The sequence below is a fragment of the Caloramator sp. ALD01 genome (assembly GCF_000472625.1).
Classification (GTDB): domain Bacteria; phylum Bacillota; class Clostridia; order Clostridiales; family Caloramatoraceae; genus Thermobrachium; species Thermobrachium proteoclasticum.
The window spans coordinates 134857-152199 of sequence record NZ_AXAA01000002.1; the positions used below are offsets into that span (position 1 = coordinate 134857).

At 31.5% G+C, this 17343-nt stretch carries 20 protein-coding genes and 1 other annotated feature; of the genes, 10 read left to right on the forward strand and 10 right to left on the reverse strand.

Translation table 11 applies throughout. From position 1 onward, the window contains the following. The first annotated feature begins 28 nt into the window (after positions 1-28). The 3 genes from dapA to A3M9_RS0101685 all read left to right on the forward strand — a co-directional run bounded on the left by dapA (position 29) and on the right by A3M9_RS0101685 (position 2972). The gene (gene dapA, locus A3M9_RS0101675) at positions 29-913 is read left to right on the forward strand and encodes a 4-hydroxy-tetrahydrodipicolinate synthase (protein ID WP_027307668.1); all 885 of its coding nucleotides are present in this window, start codon (positions 29-31) and stop codon (positions 911-913) included. Positions 914-923: 10 nt separating this feature from the next. Beyond that, complete coding sequence (dapB, locus tag A3M9_RS0101680) at positions 924-1679, forward strand: 4-hydroxy-tetrahydrodipicolinate reductase (protein ID WP_027307669.1); 756 nt, start codon at positions 924-926, stop codon at positions 1677-1679. Positions 1680-1817: 138 nt separating this feature from the next. Continuing rightward, the gene (locus tag A3M9_RS0101685; protein ID WP_027307670.1) at positions 1818-2972 is read left to right on the forward strand and encodes an aminotransferase A; all 1155 of its coding nucleotides are present in this window, start codon (positions 1818-1820) and stop codon (positions 2970-2972) included. Between the two features lie 298 nt (positions 2973-3270). Here the strand turns inward: A3M9_RS0101685 and A3M9_RS0101690 are convergent, their stop codons facing one another. Then, complete coding sequence (locus tag A3M9_RS0101690; protein ID WP_027307671.1) at positions 3271-3807, reverse strand: cob(I)yrinic acid a,c-diamide adenosyltransferase; 537 nt, start codon at positions 3805-3807, stop codon at positions 3271-3273. Positions 3808-3921: 114 nt separating this feature from the next. Here A3M9_RS0101690 and dapD point away from each other — a divergent pair, with 114 nt between their 5' ends. Continuing rightward, positions 3922-4638, forward strand: a complete 717-nt coding sequence (gene dapD / locus A3M9_RS0101695; protein ID WP_035165660.1) for a 2,3,4,5-tetrahydropyridine-2,6-dicarboxylate N-acetyltransferase — start codon at positions 3922-3924, stop codon at positions 4636-4638. Between the two features lie 37 nt (positions 4639-4675). On the opposite strand, the gene A3M9_RS0101700 is transcribed toward dapD, so the two are convergent. The 3 genes from A3M9_RS0101700 to pdaB form a co-directional block, all read right to left on the reverse strand. Continuing rightward, positions 4676-5299: a single-stranded DNA-binding protein gene (locus tag A3M9_RS0101700; RefSeq protein ID WP_027307673.1), complete on the reverse strand. Its 624-nt coding sequence runs from the start codon at positions 5297-5299 to the stop codon at positions 4676-4678. Between the two features lie 81 nt (positions 5300-5380). Beyond that, entirely contained in the window at positions 5381-5983 is a 603-nt protein-coding gene (locus A3M9_RS14050) for a Mur ligase family protein (protein WP_027307674.1), read from the reverse strand. Positions 5984-6074: 91 nt separating this feature from the next. Next, the gene (gene pdaB, locus A3M9_RS0101710; protein ID WP_035165645.1) at positions 6075-6848 is read right to left on the reverse strand and encodes a polysaccharide deacetylase family sporulation protein PdaB; all 774 of its coding nucleotides are present in this window, start codon (positions 6846-6848) and stop codon (positions 6075-6077) included. Positions 6849-6975: 127 nt separating this feature from the next. On the opposite strand from pdaB, the gene A3M9_RS0101715 reads away from it, so the two are divergent. From A3M9_RS0101715 to A3M9_RS0101725, 3 genes are all read left to right on the forward strand, one after another. Continuing rightward, entirely contained in the window at positions 6976-7164 is a 189-nt protein-coding gene (locus A3M9_RS0101715; protein ID WP_027307676.1) for a hypothetical protein, read from the forward strand. A 107-nt stretch (positions 7165-7271) separates the two neighbouring features. Then, on the forward strand, positions 7272-7514 hold the full coding sequence (locus tag A3M9_RS0101720; RefSeq protein WP_027307677.1) for an alpha/beta-type small acid-soluble spore protein: 243 nt from the start codon (positions 7272-7274) through the stop codon (positions 7512-7514). Between the two features lie 130 nt (positions 7515-7644). Continuing rightward, the gene (locus A3M9_RS0101725; RefSeq protein WP_027307678.1) at positions 7645-8160 is read left to right on the forward strand and encodes a DUF4364 family protein; all 516 of its coding nucleotides are present in this window, start codon (positions 7645-7647) and stop codon (positions 8158-8160) included. A gap of 124 nt (positions 8161-8284) precedes the next feature. On the opposite strand, the gene A3M9_RS0101730 is transcribed toward A3M9_RS0101725, so the two are convergent. The 6 genes from A3M9_RS0101730 to A3M9_RS0101755 form a co-directional block, all read right to left on the reverse strand. Continuing rightward, on the reverse strand, positions 8285-8476 hold the full coding sequence (locus A3M9_RS0101730) for a hypothetical protein (RefSeq protein WP_027307679.1): 192 nt from the start codon (positions 8474-8476) through the stop codon (positions 8285-8287). Positions 8477-8514: 38 nt separating this feature from the next. After that, entirely contained in the window at positions 8515-9819 is a 1305-nt protein-coding gene (locus A3M9_RS0101735; RefSeq protein ID WP_027307680.1) for a folylpolyglutamate synthase/dihydrofolate synthase family protein, read from the reverse strand. Positions 9820-9885: 66 nt separating this feature from the next. Next, positions 9886-10803, reverse strand: coding sequence for a patatin-like phospholipase family protein (locus A3M9_RS0101740; RefSeq protein WP_027307681.1), 918 nt, complete (start codon positions 10801-10803; stop codon positions 9886-9888). 114 nt (positions 10804-10917) lie between these two features. Next, entirely contained in the window at positions 10918-13569 is a 2652-nt protein-coding gene (locus tag A3M9_RS0101745) for a valine--tRNA ligase (RefSeq protein WP_027307682.1), read from the reverse strand. Positions 13570-13585: 16 nt separating this feature from the next. Next, positions 13586-13744, reverse strand: a complete 159-nt coding sequence (locus A3M9_RS14560) for a hypothetical protein (RefSeq protein ID WP_156897855.1) — start codon at positions 13742-13744, stop codon at positions 13586-13588. A 33-nt stretch (positions 13745-13777) separates the two neighbouring features. Beyond that, positions 13778-13985, reverse strand: a binding site (T-box leader). Positions 13986-14037: 52 nt separating this feature from the next. Then, entirely contained in the window at positions 14038-14526 is a 489-nt protein-coding gene (locus A3M9_RS0101755) for a hypothetical protein (RefSeq protein ID WP_027307683.1), read from the reverse strand. Positions 14527-14665: 139 nt separating this feature from the next. Here A3M9_RS0101755 and A3M9_RS0101760 point away from each other — a divergent pair, with 139 nt between their 5' ends. The 3 genes from A3M9_RS0101760 to A3M9_RS0101770 all read left to right on the forward strand — a co-directional run bounded on the left by A3M9_RS0101760 (position 14666) and on the right by A3M9_RS0101770 (position 17328). Further along, positions 14666-15679, forward strand: coding sequence for an ABC transporter substrate-binding protein (locus A3M9_RS0101760; RefSeq protein WP_027307684.1), 1014 nt, complete (start codon positions 14666-14668; stop codon positions 15677-15679). Between the two features lie 94 nt (positions 15680-15773). Next, a complete protein-coding gene (locus tag A3M9_RS0101765) occupies positions 15774-16541 on the forward strand; it encodes an ABC transporter ATP-binding protein (protein ID WP_035165646.1) in 768 nt (255 codons plus the stop codon). Next, positions 16531-17328 carry an ABC transporter permease gene (locus A3M9_RS0101770; protein WP_027307686.1) on the forward strand — a complete coding sequence of 266 codons (798 nt, stop codon included), beginning with the start codon at positions 16531-16533 and terminating at the stop codon, positions 17326-17328. Before A3M9_RS0101765 ends, A3M9_RS0101770 begins: the two co-directional genes overlap by 11 nt. Positions 17329-17343 lie beyond the last annotated feature (15 nt).

Consider the following 17343-nt stretch of genomic DNA (forward strand, 5'->3'; position numbering starts at 1 on the left):
ATATTTTTTTAGAAAGGATGGGTTATAAATGAGCCTATTTACTGGAAGCGGTGTTGCAATAGTAACGCCATTTAACGAAGACGGAGTTGACTTTAAAAAATTAGAAGAACTTATTGAATGGCATATAGACCAAAAGACAGATGCAATTATTATATGTGGAACAACTGGTGAAGCCTCAACTATGTCTGAACAAGAGAGAAAAGAAACTATTAAATTTACCGTTGATGTTGTAAAGGGAAGAATACCTGTTATTGCTGGAACAGGAAGCAACAATACTAAAGCAGCAGTAGATATGAGTAGGTGGGCTGATGGAATTGGTGTTGATGGTCTTTTAGTTATAACACCCTATTATAATAAAACAACCCAAAGAGGAGCAATCGAACATTTTAAAGCAATAGCTTCTGCTGTTACAAAACCTATTATAATCTATAACGTACCTTCAAGAACTGGATTTAATATACTCCCTGAAACTCTATTTGAACTTTCAAAAATTGATAATATAGTTGCTGTAAAGGAAGCAAGCGGTAATATATCACAAGTAGCTGAAATTGCACAGCTCTGTGGTGATAATCTTGATATTTACTCTGGAAATGACGATCAAGTAATACCAATAATGTCACTTGGAGGTAAAGGGGTTATTTCTGTAGTTGCGAATATTCTTCCTAAAGATACCCACGATATGTGCCAATTATTCCTACAGGGTAAATACAAAGAAGCATTAAAGTTACAACTTAATATGATTCAATTAATAAAAGCATTATTTATTGAAACTAATCCTATCCCAGTAAAAACTGCTATGAATCTAATGGGAATGAAGGTAGGACACTTAAGACTGCCTCTTGTTGATATGTCACCTAAAAATCTTGAAATATTAAAAAAAGAAATGATCAATTACGGAATAAAGCTTGCTTAGAGGTGGATGTATGAGAGTATTATTGCACGGTTGTAATGGACGTATGGGACAGACTTTAACAAAAATTATATCAACACTCAATGATATTGAAGTTGTATGTGGTGTTGATAAGGATACAACAAAATTTATCAATTCTTATCCAGTATATTCAAAATTAGATGAAGTTAAAGAAGAGGTTGATGTATTAATTGATTTTTCAAACCACACCTGTTTGGATTCTATTTTAGAATATGGTAAGAGGAATAAAGTTGCATTAGTAATCTGTACTACAGGTTTTTCTGAAGAGGAAAAAAATAAAATGTATGATGCCTCTAAATTTATACCTATACTCAATTCTGCTAATATGTCCCTTGGTGTTAATTTAGTTTTATCTTTAGTTTCACAAGCTGCAAAGGTACTCTATGAAAATTTCGATATAGAAATAATAGAAAAACATCATAATCAAAAGCTTGATTCACCAAGTGGTACAGCATTAATGATTGCAGATGCAATAAATAAATCATTAGAAAATGTATTAAACTATAGTTATGGTAGACATTCAAAAACTCAAAAGCGAGAAAAAAATGAACTTGGAATACATGCTGTTCGCGGTGGAAATATAGTTGGTGAACACGAAGTATTATTCGCAGGTCCCTTTGAAAATATAGAAATTAAGCATTCTGCCCTTTCAAGAGATGTATTTGCCTATGGTGCAATAAAAGCCGCAAGATATTTATTTGGAAAAGAAAATGGTTTTTATACAATGCAGGATGTAATAAACAGTTAACCTTATTAACCAATTGTTGGATATTAAAATAAATTTATAGCTAACCCCATAAAGGATATATATGCATTCATCTGTAATTAATTTTAAAATATCCTTTATGGGGCTTTTAAAAATTAGTGTCTTCTGATGGAGGTTATTATGGAAAATTTACTTAACAAAGATGTAAGAAGCATTGAAATATCGGGTATAAGAAAGTTTTATAATATGGTATCAAAATATGATAATGTAATCTCACTTACTATAGGACAACCAGATTTTAATACACCAAATCACATAAAAGAAGCTGCAAAGTTAGCATTAGAAAATAACAAAACTATATATACTCACAATGCAGGGATTATTGAACTAAGAAGAGCTATATCAAATTTTGTTCAAAAAAAATATAATCTATATTACAATCCCGATGATGAAATTATAGTAACTTGTGGTGCAAGTGAAGGAATATTTATAGCACTTAAAACTATATTAAACATAGGTGATGAAGTTTTAATACCCGCACCCTGTTATCCGGGATATGAACCTGTCGTAAAACTATGTGGTGCAAAAGTTAAATACATAGATACTTCAAATACTAATTTTAAATTAACTAAAAAATTACTTGAAGAAAATATAGGCTCTTCAACAAAATGCATAATTATTCCTTATCCATCAAACCCAACAGGTCAATGCTTAAACTTAGATGAATTAAACGAAATAGCAGATTTCATTAAAGATAAAGATATATTTATTTTATCAGATGAAATATATAGTGAACTTGTATATGAAGAAAGACATAATTCAATAGGAGCACTTAATAATTTAAAGGATAAAACAATTGTAATAAACGGACTGTCAAAATCCCATTCTATGACTGGATTTAGAATAGGATATACACTATCACCAAGCTATATAACAAAACATATGATTAAAGTTCATCAATATCTAAATACTTGTGCTACATCTATAAGCCAATATGCTGCCCTTGAAGCTCTAACAAATGGAATAGATGATTCAATAACAATGAAGAATGAATATAAAAAAAGAAGAGATTATGTTTATGATAGGCTTATAAAAATGGGATTTGATGTTGTAAGACCTAAAGGAACCTTTTATATATTTCCAAATATAAAAAAGTATTCAAACAACTCATTTAACTTTGCTTTAAGTTTATTAGAAAATGAAAAAGTTGCAGTTGTACCTGGAAGTGCCTTTTCGCAATATGGAGAAGGACATATAAGGATTTCCTTCGCATATTCGATGGAGGAATTAAAATTAGGATTAGATAGAATAGAGAAATTTATATCTACTTTATAAAAATATAAATTGCCCACCTATTAAGGTAGCAGATTGTTGACAAACCTAATTATTAGCTAAAGTATAAAAAAGCCCCATGAAAGGATTTCAAAGGCTCTTTCATAAGCATTAGCAATTCTTGCTTTTCGATTTTGAAAAAGTCCGTAATTCGGCACAGGACGTGCCGAGCCGAGCGGCCATCAGGACGATGGCATCGCGAAGGTAGGACTTTTTCAAACAAAGAAAAGCTTAGAATTTCTTAGCGAAATGAACCGATGCCTAAGAAATCCTTCATGGGGCTAACTATTACATAACTTTTTCAAAACTCTATTCCTTTTCTTGCTGGAACTCCTTCATTGAAATAATGCTTAATATCCTTCATTTCAGTTATTAAATCCGCAACATCTGCTATTTCTTTAGGAACATTTCTTCCTGTTAGTATTATTTCTATATTTTCGGGTTTGGATTTTAAAAACTCCACTACTTCTTGTACATCTAAAAGTTTATTTGATAAAACTCCCATCATCTCATCAATAATCAAAACATCACATTCCCTATTTTTTAAAACTTCCCTGCAAAATTCAAAACCTTTATCAATATCCTTTTTTAGTTCAATCTTTTCATCTTCACTTAAAGTCCAAAAAAATCCTCTTGGCCTTTCAAATCTAAAAACCTTAAAATCAGGCTCTAATCTTTTTAAACTATGTAGTTCACCTGTATCATTTCCCTTTAAGAACTGTACCATATAAACCTTAAGTCCTCTTCCTACAGCTCTTACTCCTTGACCTACAGCAGCAGTTGTTTTACCTTTTCCATTACCTGTATAAACTTGAATACATCCTTTTTGTAGCAAAATATCACCCCCATAATATCCTTAATTATAGAATACTACTTTTATTTGTATTTGACAAACTATTTATACTATTGTATATTTATTGATAATAATTTATAAGGAGGGTAAATAATGGATATGAAAACAGAATATGATCTAACAAATCCATACGAAATAGCACGATACATCAAGGACGCTAAAAAAACTACGCCTGTCAAGGTTTATATAAATGGAAATTTACAAGGCATTGAAAATGAAGACATAGATATATATGGAGAAGGAAACTTTTTTATTCTATTTGGAGAAAATCATTTAATCGAAAAGTTTATTAATGAAAATAGAGATAAGATTAAAAAATATAGAATTGAATGGGACAGAAGAAATTCTGCAATACCTATGCTTGACATTAGGCATATTGAAGCAAGAATTGAGCCTGGTGCAATAATCAGAGAAGGTGTTTCAATCGGTAAAAATGCGGTTATAATGATGGGTGCTGTAATTAATATTGGTGCTGAAATAGGTGAAGGTGCAATGATTGATATGAATGCTGTAGTTGGTGCAAGAGGTAAAATAGGAAAAAATGTTCACGTTGGAGCTGGTGCTGTTATTGCAGGAGTTTTAGAGCCTCCAAGTAAAGACCCTGTTATTATTGAGGATGAGGTTCTAATTGGAGCAAATGCAGTTATATTAGAGGGAGTTAAGATTGGAAAAGGTGCTGTAGTTGCGGCAGGCTCTGTTGTAACAGAGGATGTGGAACCATATGTAGTTGTTGCTGGCTCTCCAGCTAAAGTAATAAAAAAGGTTGATGAAAAAACAAAAAGTAAAACACAAATACTTGAGGACTTAAGAAAATAAGTTAACAAAAGGTTCATACCTTTTGTTAACTTATTTTTTACTCATCAACCTTATCCATCTTTGTAATAGATACCTCATAAGCTGTTCTCTTTGCTGTTTCAGTTTCTGAAATCTTCTTTTCATAATCTCTACTTTGTATTCTTCCGGTAATCTTTATATGAGTCCCTACTTCAAGTGTACTTGAAAATCTTGCATTTCTTCCCCAAGCAATTGCTGGTATGTAATCTGATTTATTATATGGTCTATTTACTGCAATTAATATGTCTGTTATTTCTCTTCCAAATGGTGTAGTTCTATAAACTGGCGCCTTACAAATATAACCATCTAAATATATTTCATTGGGGCTTGTACTAATAGTATCAATGTTATTAATATCCCTTGCAAAAACAGTTAGTATTAATCTATTGGTACCATCTACCACTTTATTATAGGACCTCAACTGTCCTTTAATACTAACTATCTTTCCAATACTTACATCAACAGTTGGTAGAAGTCTTTCTGATACAGTAATAGGAAGCCTATCAACAGTTTCACTTAACCTTGGGACTTCAACAGTAAAGTTATAAAAAGCTTCCCCAAACATTTCGTGACTATAGGATAGTTCCGAAACTACCTTACCTTCAATATACACTTTGTTTGATGTTAATTGATAATCGTTCATAATCCCATCCCCTTTGTACATTTTTGATTTTACTATCTAAAATATAAATATTATGATTTTTATTTTTTTATACCTATTTTTTTAAAATTCATAATCCAAACACAAAGCTGTACTTAAGGCAGCAAGATAGTAATAAACATCTTGATATTTGCCCTTTACTTTAAGTGGTTTTTCAAAGGGCTGAACCAGTTTACCATTTATAGTTACTATACTTCTCTGAAGACAATAACTAAAGCATAATTCATTCATATCGTCAATACTTGAGGCTGAAACTGTTGTACGTTCATTTAAACCGTATGTAATGGGATAAACTTTTTCACATACATAATCTATCTTTTGAATTGAATCTGCATTTAGAATAATATATCCATTTTCCTTTAGATTTGAAATTAAATTTTGATAAGACTTAATCAGACTTTCCTTTTCATATTCAAGAGCAGTGTGTATTAGTATATCAAACTTTATTTTGTTTATTTTGTTTATTTTGTTGTTAATTATATCTTCTCTTGAAATCTCTATAATTATATAATCTATACTATTTCTTAATAGATTAAAAAATGATTCCTCACTATCATCCTTTGTTCCAATTACATAGGCATTTTTTTTATGTTTCTTAAAAAATTCTAATAGTACATCACCCACAAAGGACTTTCCTCTACTTCCAAATATACCAATTATTATCATAATGAAACCTCCTCTCTTATTTTAATATCTTGTACATTTTTTTATTATTTATTCAAAGGAGGAGGCTTAAAACATATTAATAATGTATGTCTTATTCATTTAATGGCTTCTGTCTACCTGTAAAATCAATATAATAATTATCCTTATATATCAAATCCGATACCTTAACAAATTCATATCCTTTATTTTTTAGTTCCTTTATAATTGTGTCTAATGCTTTTACTGTTTCCATACTACTATTATGCAGAAGAATTATTGAACCATTTCTTGTTTTTGATATAACTGTTTTTTCAATTTGCTGATGGGATATAGTCCTCCAATCAATAGGGTCAACATCCCATTGTATGCAATAATGGCCGGTTTCTTCTATTGCTTTAATTACTTCACTGTTGTAATCACCATATGGTACCCTCATCAATTTAGTTTCCTTTCCCGTTATCTTTTTTATTTTACTACTTGCTGTAAATACTTCCTCCTTTATTTTAGATTTTGTAAGCCTTGTAAAGTAAATATGATTATTTGAATGATTTCCTATTTCGTGCCCCTTAGTATCTATTTCCTTTACTCTGTTTGGATATTTATCTACCCACGTTCCTAATATAAAAAACGTTGCTTTTACATTATTATCATCTAATACTTTTAAAATAGAAGGTATATACTCATCCCCCCATCCAATATCAAATGTTAAAGCAACCCTCTTTTCCTTAGTTTCTACCGAATAAATAGGTAAATCAGCTTTAGAATTTAAAAAAACATCTATAAGCTTATACCCACCTGATAGTTTAAATAATACTGCAATACAAACAATTAAAAAAACAACCCCAATGTTTTTTATTTTTTCTTTACTTAAAATAAAAATCTTCAATACTCTATCCCTCCAAAACATTCTATTTATACATATTTATTTTAATAAATTTAAATTTAAAACAACTGTATTAAATTTTTAAATAGAAACAAATAATAAAGATAAGGTCAATAAAGGAGGGATTTTTATGACCATGCGAAGGGCACGCTTTACAAACCTGTTTGGGCATCAAGAGGAATTTGCTTCAGAAAACCTATTAGGACAAGATAGACATTACCACAGAGAAGCAAAATCTCAAAAGGCTCAATTAGAAAGTGTTAAACGACATGGTACAAGAAAAGACAGAAAAATCCCTATCAAAGAAAAATTGACCTAAAAGGGTTGCAATCTGCAACCCTTTTCCTTTAACTTCCTAACATATTTTTTACTAAACTACACAAATTATAACTAAACAAAAACATAAGTACATAAGGAGGAATAAAAATGGCAGCAGGACAGAATGGTTCAGGAAGAACTCAATTAGTTCCAGAGGCTCATCAAATTTTAGACAACATAAAATATGAAATAGCATCAGAGTTTGGGATTCCAGTATATCAAGGCTCTGAAGACTATTGGGGAAATATCCCATCAAAGGATTGCGGAAGAGTCGGTGGGGCAATGGTTAAAAGAATGATTGCACTGGCTGAAAAGGAACTTATGAGCGGAAAACAATTAGAAAAACTATAAACAGGAAGGGATTAACCCTTCTTGTTTTTATGTCTATATTGTTGTAAAAAATTAATCCTATTTTGTTGAAATATAGATAACTTTGTTGGTATAATAAATTTGATATTAAATGAAGAGGTGAAAAAATTAAATGGATGTAACAGATTTAGCCATAAACAAACTAATTATTTTATACATACTAAATAAACTAAATAAGCCATCTACTAATTCACAGCTAACACAAATTATATTAGAAAATAACCTAATAAACTACTTTACTCTTCAGCAGTATATATCTGAACTCATAAATACTGGTTTTATAAATACCATAACCGATAACAAGAAACAATATTTAGTAATTAGTAGTAAAGGCTCTGACACATTGAATTTCTTTTTAAACAGAATACCCGATGCAAAAATTGAACAATTAGATGATTATTTTGAAAACAAAAATGAAAGCACACAGAAAATAGAACCTGCTGCTGAATATATGCCAATTAAGGATGGATTTGAAGTAAATTTAATTTTGAAAAAGGGAGCAAAAAATCTAATTGAAATAAAGCTTCCGGTTAAAACTATGGAGGATATTGAATTGATACGAACTAATTGGAAAAATTCTGGAGAAGATATATACAATAATCTAACAAACCTACTAAATAAAAAATAAAAAACATCTTGAACTATATGTAAAAGAGCCCTATGAAGGAAATTTAACACTTATATCCTTCCATAGGGCTCTTATATTTAGTTTTTAAATCAGCTATATAATATAAATTATGCCTTTTATAATTCTATTTTAAAATCCTATCTGCCATTTCATTTTCATTTAATCCAACCTTTAATGTTTTAGCAGCTTTAATCGTATCATTACATATAATTTTCGCCACATTAACAAGTTCCTTGGGTATTTTATCCTCATTTTTAATTGCAAAATAATATATCTCACAAGCCAGCTTAACTCGTTCTTTAATATCAACAGACAATTTTTCCTCCCAAAACATAATGCTTTAATATATTATATTCATTCTTCTTCTTTTTTAAAAATAGAATTCAATATTCTTCTAACATCACCTATCATATAAAGTGAACCACAGAATACCAAAACATCATAATCCTTATTATTTATAGTAAATTCAACAGCCTCCTTCATATTATCAAAGGCTACTGCCCGTTTACCTCTTTCTTCTATAACTTCTTTTAAATCTTCTGCCTTTAGTGCTCTTAAACTTTCGGGAGTTACTGTTATAAAATCATCACAGACTTTTGTAAGCTCATCTACCATTTTTATATAATCCTTATCCTTTAATACTCCAAATACCATCTTTATCCTTTTGTTTATAAAATATTTATTTAATCCATATATAAGTTCCGTAATTCCCTGAACATTATGTCCACCATCAAGAACTATATATGGATCCTCCTTATATATCTCAAATCTACCTGACCATACTGATTTTTCTAACCCTTCATATATAGCTTTGTCTGAAACAGAATATCCTAAATCCCTTAAAACCTCTATTGCCATAAGGGCAGTTACAGCATTTTTAACTTGATACCTGTTTATCATCCTTATCCTCAAATCCTTATATATCCTATTTTTTATTTTTACATCAAACACTATTCCCTTAACTGTATCTTCCTTTACATCCCATTCTGCATCTTTTACATAATAAATCTTCGAATTCATCTCCTCTGCTCTTTTTTCAATAACACTCTGTGCTTCCTCGACCTGAGGATACAAAACTAAAGGCCTATTTCTTTTAATTATTCCTGCCTTCTCATAGGCAATCTTTTCTATAGTATCTCCTAAAATATTAGTATGATCGTAACTTATAGAAGTAATTATTGAAAGAAGTGGGTTTACAACATTTGTAGCATCCAGCCTTCCACCAAGTCCAACCTCTAACACTACAAAATCAACCTTCTTTTCAGCAAAATACTTTAATGCACAGGCAGTTACTATCTCAAACTCTGTAGGATGTTCATATCCCTCAACTACAACCGTATTAATAATTTCCTTTATCTCTTCTATAAGCCCTGCAACATCCTCTTCAGATATTTCTTCATTGTTTATTTTAATTCTCTCTGTAAATCTCTCTAAATGTGGAGATGTATATATACCTACTCTATACCCCTCTTCAATCAAAATATTTGAAACAAAAGTCACAGTTGAACCTTTGCCATTAGTACCTGCAACGTGTATAACTTTTAATCTTTCCTGTGGATTCCCTAAAAGTTCACATATTCTTTCTATTCTTTTCAACCCAAAGTTCATTCCAAACTTTCCAACACTCTCTATGTACTTTAAAGCCTCTCTATAATCCATAACATCACCTCGTATCAAATACTACATAAATTATATCATAAAAAATAGGGTGTTTAAAAACACCCATTATTTCATCCTATACCTGCTTATATACTCATCAAAATCCCAAGTTTCAAGGAATTTTTGTGCTGAATTATATCCTGACATATATAGTTTTTGCTTCATAGAATTAGATATAGAAAAATCAGTAGTATTTACTCCAAGAGTAGGAATCAAAATAGTTCTTACAAAATCCTTATTTTTTATATACCTTAATTCATTCTCCTCAAGCATAGTATTTACAATGTCCATTATATAATCCCTCAAGGATATATAATCTTTTTTGGGCTTTGGTGCTGGTTCCTGCAACTTAAATCCAAAGGTTGGCCAACGTGGGACACCATCAACATCAAATATCCAAACAGGGAAATTACTTAAAATTCCACCATCAACTATATAATGAGTCTCTTCCTTTACCTTTAATTTAACTGGTTTAAAGTATAGTGGAATGCTCATACTCATACGTACAGCCTTTGCCACATCAAATTCTAAAGGATCTATTCCATATTCCTTTAAATCATCTGGAAGTATTAATATATCCTTTTTAGTTATATCTGATGCAATTATTTTTAGTATTGGTTCATCATTTCTAATGAAATCTTTAAATTTTACCTTTCCTTTTTTCTCTAAAAGGTATTTAAGCCACCTTTCAAATTCATCTCCTGAATAAATGCCCTTACTAACAAAAAGTCCTAATATTCCCCCTATTAGTGGCAATGCTTGAATTGAATCTTTATCTTGAAATTTAATAAAATCAAAGTTAAATAGAATCTGTTTTAATTCATCTGCACTATAACCTGCTGCAATTAAAGAAGCGACAATTGCACCGGCTGATGTGCCTGCAACCTTGTTGAATCTATACCCTCTATCTTCTAAACATTTAATAGCTCCTAAGAAGGCAATCCCCTTTACTCCTCCACCCTCAAACACAGCATCAATATACATCCAAATCATTCCATAAATTACTCATAGTATTATAATATGAATAAATACTGAATTTGTTTTTTATGTATAAAAAAAACGTAAGTAGTGTAGAAATCCACTACTTACGTTAATCAATTACTTAAGTGCATTAAGTCTTTCAATTACCTTCTCAAGCATTTCTTTATACTTTGCAAGTTTTTCCTTTTCCTCATCAACAAGTTTTTGTGGTGCCTTTGCTACAAAGTTTGGATTATTAAGTTTGCCTTCTGCCCTTTCTACTTCCTTTTCAAGCTTTTCTTTTTCTTTAGTTAGCCTTTCAATTTCCTTTTGCTTATCTATTAAATCCTCAAGAGGCATATATATTTGTGCACCCTCTGTAACCTGAGATACTGCATCCTTTGGTATTTCATTTTCGCCTATGAATACAACCTCAGATGCAAAGGCAAGTTTTTCAAAATAAACAGCACCATCTTCAAAGGCCTTCTTTGCGGCTTCATTTGAAGGTATAATCATTATCTTTGCTCTTCTTGAGTTTGGAACATTCATTTCTGCCCTTATATTTCTTATGGCTCTTATAGCATCAATTACATACTCCATTGATTTCATATCTTCTTGATAATTTCTATCTTCTCTAAATTCTGGCCATTTAGCTATTGTTATTGATGGTGTTTCATCAGTTATATGCTTGTAAATTTCTTCTGTTATAAATGGCATAAATGGATGTAGAAGCTTTAAGCTGTCCTTTAATACTTCAATTAATGTTATTTGTGCTGCAGCCTTTGACTTTTCATCATCTCCATATAATCTTGGTTTTACAAGTTCAATATACCAGTCACAAAGTTCTGACCAGATAAAGTCATATATTTTTTGTGCTGCAATACCAAGTTCAAATTTATTTAGATTATCAGTAACTTCCTTTGCTACTTCATTTATTCTACTTAGTATCCATCTGTCTGCTGTATTTCTTATGTCATTTGCTTCACTCTTGTATCTATTTACAAGCTCCTCATCATAGTTCATAAGCATAAATCTTGATGCATTCCAAATCTTATTTGCAAAATTTCTTGATGCCTCTACCCTTTCCATATAGAATCTCATATCATTTCCTGGTGAGTTTCCTGTAACAAGGGTAAATCTTAATGCATCTGCACCATATTTGTCTATTATCTCAAGTGGATCTATACCATTTCCAAGGGATTTTGACATCTTTCTTCCCTGTGAATCTCTAACAATACCGTGTACTAATACGTGCTTAAATGGCACACTTCCCATTTCATTTATTGCTGAGAATATCATTCTTGCAACCCAGAAGAAGATTATATCATAACCAGTAACTAAAACATCAGTTGGGAAGAAATACTCTAAATCCTCTGTCTTGTCAGGCCAGCCTAATGTTGAAAATGGCCATAGTGCAGAACTAAACCAAGTATCTAACACATCTTCATCCTGTTTCAAATTAGAAGAACCACATTTTTGACAAACATCTGGCTCATCTGATGATACAATTACCTCTCCACAGTCTTGACAATACCAAACAGGAATTCTATGTCCCCACCAAAGTTGTCTTGAAATACACCAGTCTTGAATGTTTTCCATCCAGTTGAAATAAACCTTTGCAAATCTCTCTGGAACAAATTCAACTTCCCCATTTTTTACAGCCTCAATTGCTGGTTCTGCAAGCGGCTTCATCTTTACAAACCACTGCTTTGATAAAAGTGGCTCAACTGTTGTTCCGCATCTATCGTGGGCACCAACATTATGATTATGCTCCTCAATCTTTACAAGTAGCCCTAATTCTTGAAGATCATTTACTATTTGCTTTCTTGCATCATATCTATCAAGTCCAGCGTATTTGCCGGCAAGCTCATTCATTGTTCCGTTATCATTCATAACAACTATTTGTTCAAGATTATGCCTTTGACCTACTTCAAAGTCATTTGGATCGTGAGCTGGAGTAATTTTTACAGCTCCAGTTCCAAATTCCATTTCAACATATTCATCAGCTATTATTGGAATTTCTCTATTTACAAGTGGAAGAATTAGAGTCTTTCCTATTAAATGTTTATATCTTTCATCATTTGGGTTTACTGCAACTGCAACATCTCCAAGCATTGTCTCTGGTCTTGTTGTTGCAATAACTATATATTCGTCGCTATCCTTTACAGGATATTTAATATGCCATAGGTTACCTTGCTTTTCTTGATATTCAATTTCTGCATCCGAAAGAGCTGTCATACATCTTGGACACCAGTTTATAATTCTATTTCCTCTGTATATAAGTCCCTTATTATATAGTCTAACAAATACTTCTCTAACAGCCTTATTTAAACCTTCATCCATAGTAAATCTTTCACGAGTCCAGTCACAGGATGCACCCATCTTTTGTAACTGCTTTTTTATCCTCTCTCTATAGGTATGTGTCCAATCCCAAACGTGTTTTAAAAACTCCTCTCTTCCTATCTCCTTTTTATTTATTCCCTTTTTTGCAAGTTCAGCCTCAACCTTTACTTCTGTCGCTATACTTGCGTGGTCCTCTCCTGGAAGCCATAGTGTTTCATATCCCTGCATTCTTTTCCATCTTATCAATGCATCTTGAAGGGTATTATCAAGGGCGTGCCCCATATGAAGCTGTCCTGTAATATTTGGAGGTGGCATTACTATTGTAAAAGGCTTTTTCTCTCTATCAACCTTTGGTGTAAAATATCCCTTTTCTAACCATTCATTATATAATCTTTCTTCAAACTCTTTAGGATCATAATTTTTTGCTATATTCTTGTTATCTTCCATTTTAGAACCTCCTTTATTATATAATACTCATAATCTTCAAACATCCTATTGCTGCAATTGTTAATCCTATTAACTTAATAATAAGTTCTTTATTTTGGCTAAAGTTAAATAGTTTAACTATTTTTTTAGATCCATAGGTTAATATACCACCAACTACTGCTAGTATGTACCCCACTAAAACACCTCCATATAAAAAGGCCCTTCGCACTCTAAGGGCGAAGGACCGCGGTACCACCTTAATTCTGCAAAAATGCAGCTCTTATTTTAATAACGGTTTCCCGTTTCATCCTACTCTTCTTCAGATGAAAAGCTCCAAAGCTACCTTCGATAGCACTTTACCTAAGAAGACCTCTCAGCCTATGAGTCTTCCTCTCTTTTAGGTGTTACTACCTACTCCTCTTCTTCACAGCCTCTATCTATTGACTTTTATTTATTATTATATTACAAAATACTACATTGTCAACATATTTATCTTCTATTTTGAAGAAGAAGATAAAAACCACCTAATACCATAACTACAGGTATAAAATACTGTCTAACAAAGGATTTAACCATTATGTAAAGCTCGTTAGTTCCAAAGGCTTTATTTACTATCGAAAATACCCCCGCCAAAATCAATAAAACTGCTAATGTGTTTATTAAATATCTTATATCTATGTTTTTTCTATTGCCATAGGCATCTTTGCTATAAAATCCACTAAATATAAAATAATCATCCTCTACATATTTACCTGCATCTAAAAGCGAAGCAGTCTTGAAGGTATCCACAAAGGCATATATCCAAATAAAAAATTGTAATATACCACCAATAACACCCAATCCAAATAACGAAAACACAGGTTTAATTAATAAAAATAGTGCAAGTGCCTCCAGTCCCTTTCTATAAAGACCTAAATACATATATCCAACACCTGGAATTAGTGCTGCTATAAATGTAGAAAGTGAATTTCTCCTCATATTTCTCACCTCTTCCCTTTGTTTTATATAATTATTACATTTTTTAACCATAAAATCAAGATTAACACAGACGAAAAATGTAACTAAACACCCCCAAACAACATATTATAAATTGATATAAAAAAAAGGAGATGTATATATGAAATTCAAAAAAATATTAGCTGTAATATCTATTTTGATTTTAACCTTATCTGCTTTTTCTGGATGTAAAAAAGAAGAAACAAAGAAGGATTTAGTAAAGGTAAGACTTAATGAAGTAGTTCGTTCAATCTTCTATGCACCTATGTATGTTGCAATAAACCAAGGATTCTTTGAGGAAGAAGGAATTGAGATTGAGCTTTCAACAGGGCAAGGTGCAGATAAAACAATGCAGCAGGTTTTATCCAAAAACGCAGACATAGGTTTTTGTGGACCTGAACAGGTTATATATCTTTATAACCAAGGAAGAGAAGATTATGCTGTTTTATTTGCACAACTCACCAAAAGAGATGGCTCCTTCCTTGTTTCAAGAAATAAAGAAGACAATTTTGCTTGGGAAAATTTAAAGGGTAAAACAATTATAGGTGGTCGTCCTGGTGGGGTTCCTGAAATGACATTAGAGTATGTATTAAGAAACCACGGTCTAACTCCTAATAAAGATGTAAATATAATAACAAACATTGCATTTACAGCTACAGCACAGGCCTTTAAATCTGGTACTGGTGACTATGTTGCCCTATTTGAACCAACAGCAAGTATGCTTGAAAAAGAAAATGGAGGTTATGTCGTTGCATCAATCGGTAAGGCCTCTGGAGAAATTCCTTACACTTGTTTCTTTGCAACTAAATCATATATAAACGAAAACCCTGATATCATACAAAAATTTACCAATGCAATTTATAAGGGTATGCTCTGGACTGAATCTCATTCTTCAAAGGAAATAGCTGAGGCAGTTAAAGACTTCTTCCCAGGTTCTGATATCGATATATTAACCAAGGTTGTTGAAAGATATAAACAACAGGATACTTGGGCTAAAACACCAGTTTTAGAGGAGGATTCATTATCAAGACTTATGGATATTATTCAATCCTACAACCCAAGCTTAATTCCAAAACGTCCTCCTTATAAGGATATAGTAACAACCGAATTTGCTAAAAAAGTTATTGGTAAATAATATTTATGTATATGCCCCTTGATGAATTTAGTATATCATCAAGGGGTTAAAGCTAAAACATAACAAAAATTAAATATAAGCGAGAGTGATAAATATGGGCAAACTAACTCTGTGTAACGTATCTATGACATATCATACTCTACACACCGAAACAAAAACCCTTGATGATATAAGTATTAAAGTAGATGAAGGTGAATTTGTTGTACTTGTTGGGCCTTCAGGATGTGGTAAATCTACTCTGCTTTCAATTATAGCTGGTCTTATTACTCCAACAAGTGGTTCAGTTTATTTAGATAACAAAATAATCTCCTATCCCTGCAATAAAATAGGGTATATGTTCCAAAAGGATACATTGTTTGAATGGAGAAGCATTTATAAAAACATTACTTTAGGACTTGAAATAAGAAGAGAATTAACTAAAGATAATATAGACTTTGCAAATAACTTAATTGAAAAATACGGCCTTTCATCCTTTAAAAATTATTATCCAAGTCAACTATCTGGTGGGATGAGACAGAGGGTTGCATTGATAAGGACTTTAGTTTTAAACCCTGAAATACTATTGTTAGATGAACCATTTTCTGCATTAGACTACCACACAAGATTATTAGTTTCTGATGAAATATATAAAATTATTAAAGCAGAGGGAAAAACTACTCTAATGGTAACCCACGACATAGCAGAGGCAATTTCTCTTGCTGATAGAATTATTGTATTGAGCTCAAGACCTGCAAAAATAAAAAAGGAGTTTAATATAAATCTTAGTATAGAAGATAGAACACCCCTTACCTCAAGAAATGCTCCAGAATTTAAGGATTACTTTAATTTAATATGGAAGGAGCTTGATAAATATGATAAATAATACTCCTTCAAAGGAACATTTGGAATATATCTCTAAAATTAAACGCAGGAATACGCTAATTACACTATGTAGAATTTTGATATTAATAATTTTTATAGCACAATGGGAAATAACTGCACGTCTTAACATCGTTGATCCCTTCTTAGTAAGTCAGCCATCTAAAATTGTAACTACCTTCTTTAAGTTGATGCAGGAGGGACATCTTTTAAGGCACACCTATGTTACCTGCATAGAAACTATAATAGGTTTCATATCTGGTACTATTATTGGTACCTTAATTGCTATTATACTTTGGCTTTCAGATTTTATTAATAAAGTTTTAGAACCATACCTTGTTGTACTAAATGCCCTACCTAAAATTGCCTTAGGCCCAATTCTAATCTTCTGGGTTGGTAATGGGCAGCCTGCCATAATTATAATTGCACTTACAATATCCTTAATAGTTACCATTATTTCTGTTTTAACCGGATTTAATGATGTAGATGAGGATATGATAAAGCTTGTTAAAACATTTGGAGCAAATAAATATCAAATACTAAAATATGTCGTTCTTCCCCACAGCCTTCCTGCTATAATTTCAACATTAAAGATAAATGTAGGGCTCTCTTGGGTTGGTGTTATAGTTGGTGAATTTTTAGTAGCAAAAGAAGGATTAGGATTTCTTATAGTTTTTGGTGGGCAAGTCGCACAGTTAGATATGGTTATGTTAAGTATAATAATACTTTCTATAATTGCATATATAATGTATGCAATTGTAAGTAAAATAGAATCAAAGTATATAAAATAAAAATATGGACTGAAA

Excerpts from the sequence above, each read along its gene's own strand:
- dapA (WP_027307668.1), top strand. The coding sequence starts at position 29 with ATGAGCCTATTTACTGGAAGCGGTGTTGCAATAGTAACGCCATTTAAC.
- dapB (WP_027307669.1), top strand. The coding sequence starts at position 924 with ATGAGAGTATTATTGCACGGTTGTAATGGACGTATGGGACAGACTTTA.
- A3M9_RS0101685 (WP_027307670.1), top strand. The coding sequence starts at position 1,818 with ATGGAAAATTTACTTAACAAAGATGTAAGAAGCATTGAAATATCGGGT.
- dapD (WP_035165660.1), top strand. The coding sequence starts at position 3,922 with ATGAAAACAGAATATGATCTAACAAATCCATACGAAATAGCACGATAC.
- A3M9_RS0101700 (WP_027307673.1), bottom strand. The coding sequence starts at position 5,299 with ATGAACGATTATCAATTAACATCAAACAAAGTGTATATTGAAGGTAAG.
- A3M9_RS14050 (WP_027307674.1), bottom strand. The coding sequence starts at position 5,983 with ATGATAATAATTGGTATATTTGGAAGTAGAGGAAAGTCCTTTGTGGGT.
- A3M9_RS0101715 (WP_027307676.1), top strand. The coding sequence starts at position 6,976 with ATGACCATGCGAAGGGCACGCTTTACAAACCTGTTTGGGCATCAAGAG.
- A3M9_RS0101720 (WP_027307677.1), top strand. The coding sequence starts at position 7,272 with ATGGCAGCAGGACAGAATGGTTCAGGAAGAACTCAATTAGTTCCAGAG.
- A3M9_RS0101725 (WP_027307678.1), top strand. The coding sequence starts at position 7,645 with ATGGATGTAACAGATTTAGCCATAAACAAACTAATTATTTTATACATA.
- A3M9_RS0101735 (WP_027307680.1), bottom strand. The coding sequence starts at position 9,819 with ATGGATTATAGAGAGGCTTTAAAGTACATAGAGAGTGTTGGAAAGTTT.
- A3M9_RS0101740 (WP_027307681.1), bottom strand. The coding sequence starts at position 10,803 with ATGTATATTGATGCTGTGTTTGAGGGTGGAGGAGTAAAGGGGATTGCC.
- A3M9_RS0101745 (WP_027307682.1), bottom strand. The coding sequence starts at position 13,569 with ATGGAAGATAACAAGAATATAGCAAAAAATTATGATCCTAAAGAGTTT.
- A3M9_RS0101755 (WP_027307683.1), bottom strand. The coding sequence starts at position 14,526 with ATGAGGAGAAATTCACTTTCTACATTTATAGCAGCACTAATTCCAGGT.
- A3M9_RS0101760 (WP_027307684.1), top strand. The coding sequence starts at position 14,666 with ATGAAATTCAAAAAAATATTAGCTGTAATATCTATTTTGATTTTAACC.
- A3M9_RS0101765 (WP_035165646.1), top strand. The coding sequence starts at position 15,774 with ATGGGCAAACTAACTCTGTGTAACGTATCTATGACATATCATACTCTA.
- A3M9_RS0101770 (WP_027307686.1), top strand. The coding sequence starts at position 16,531 with ATGATAAATAATACTCCTTCAAAGGAACATTTGGAATATATCTCTAAA.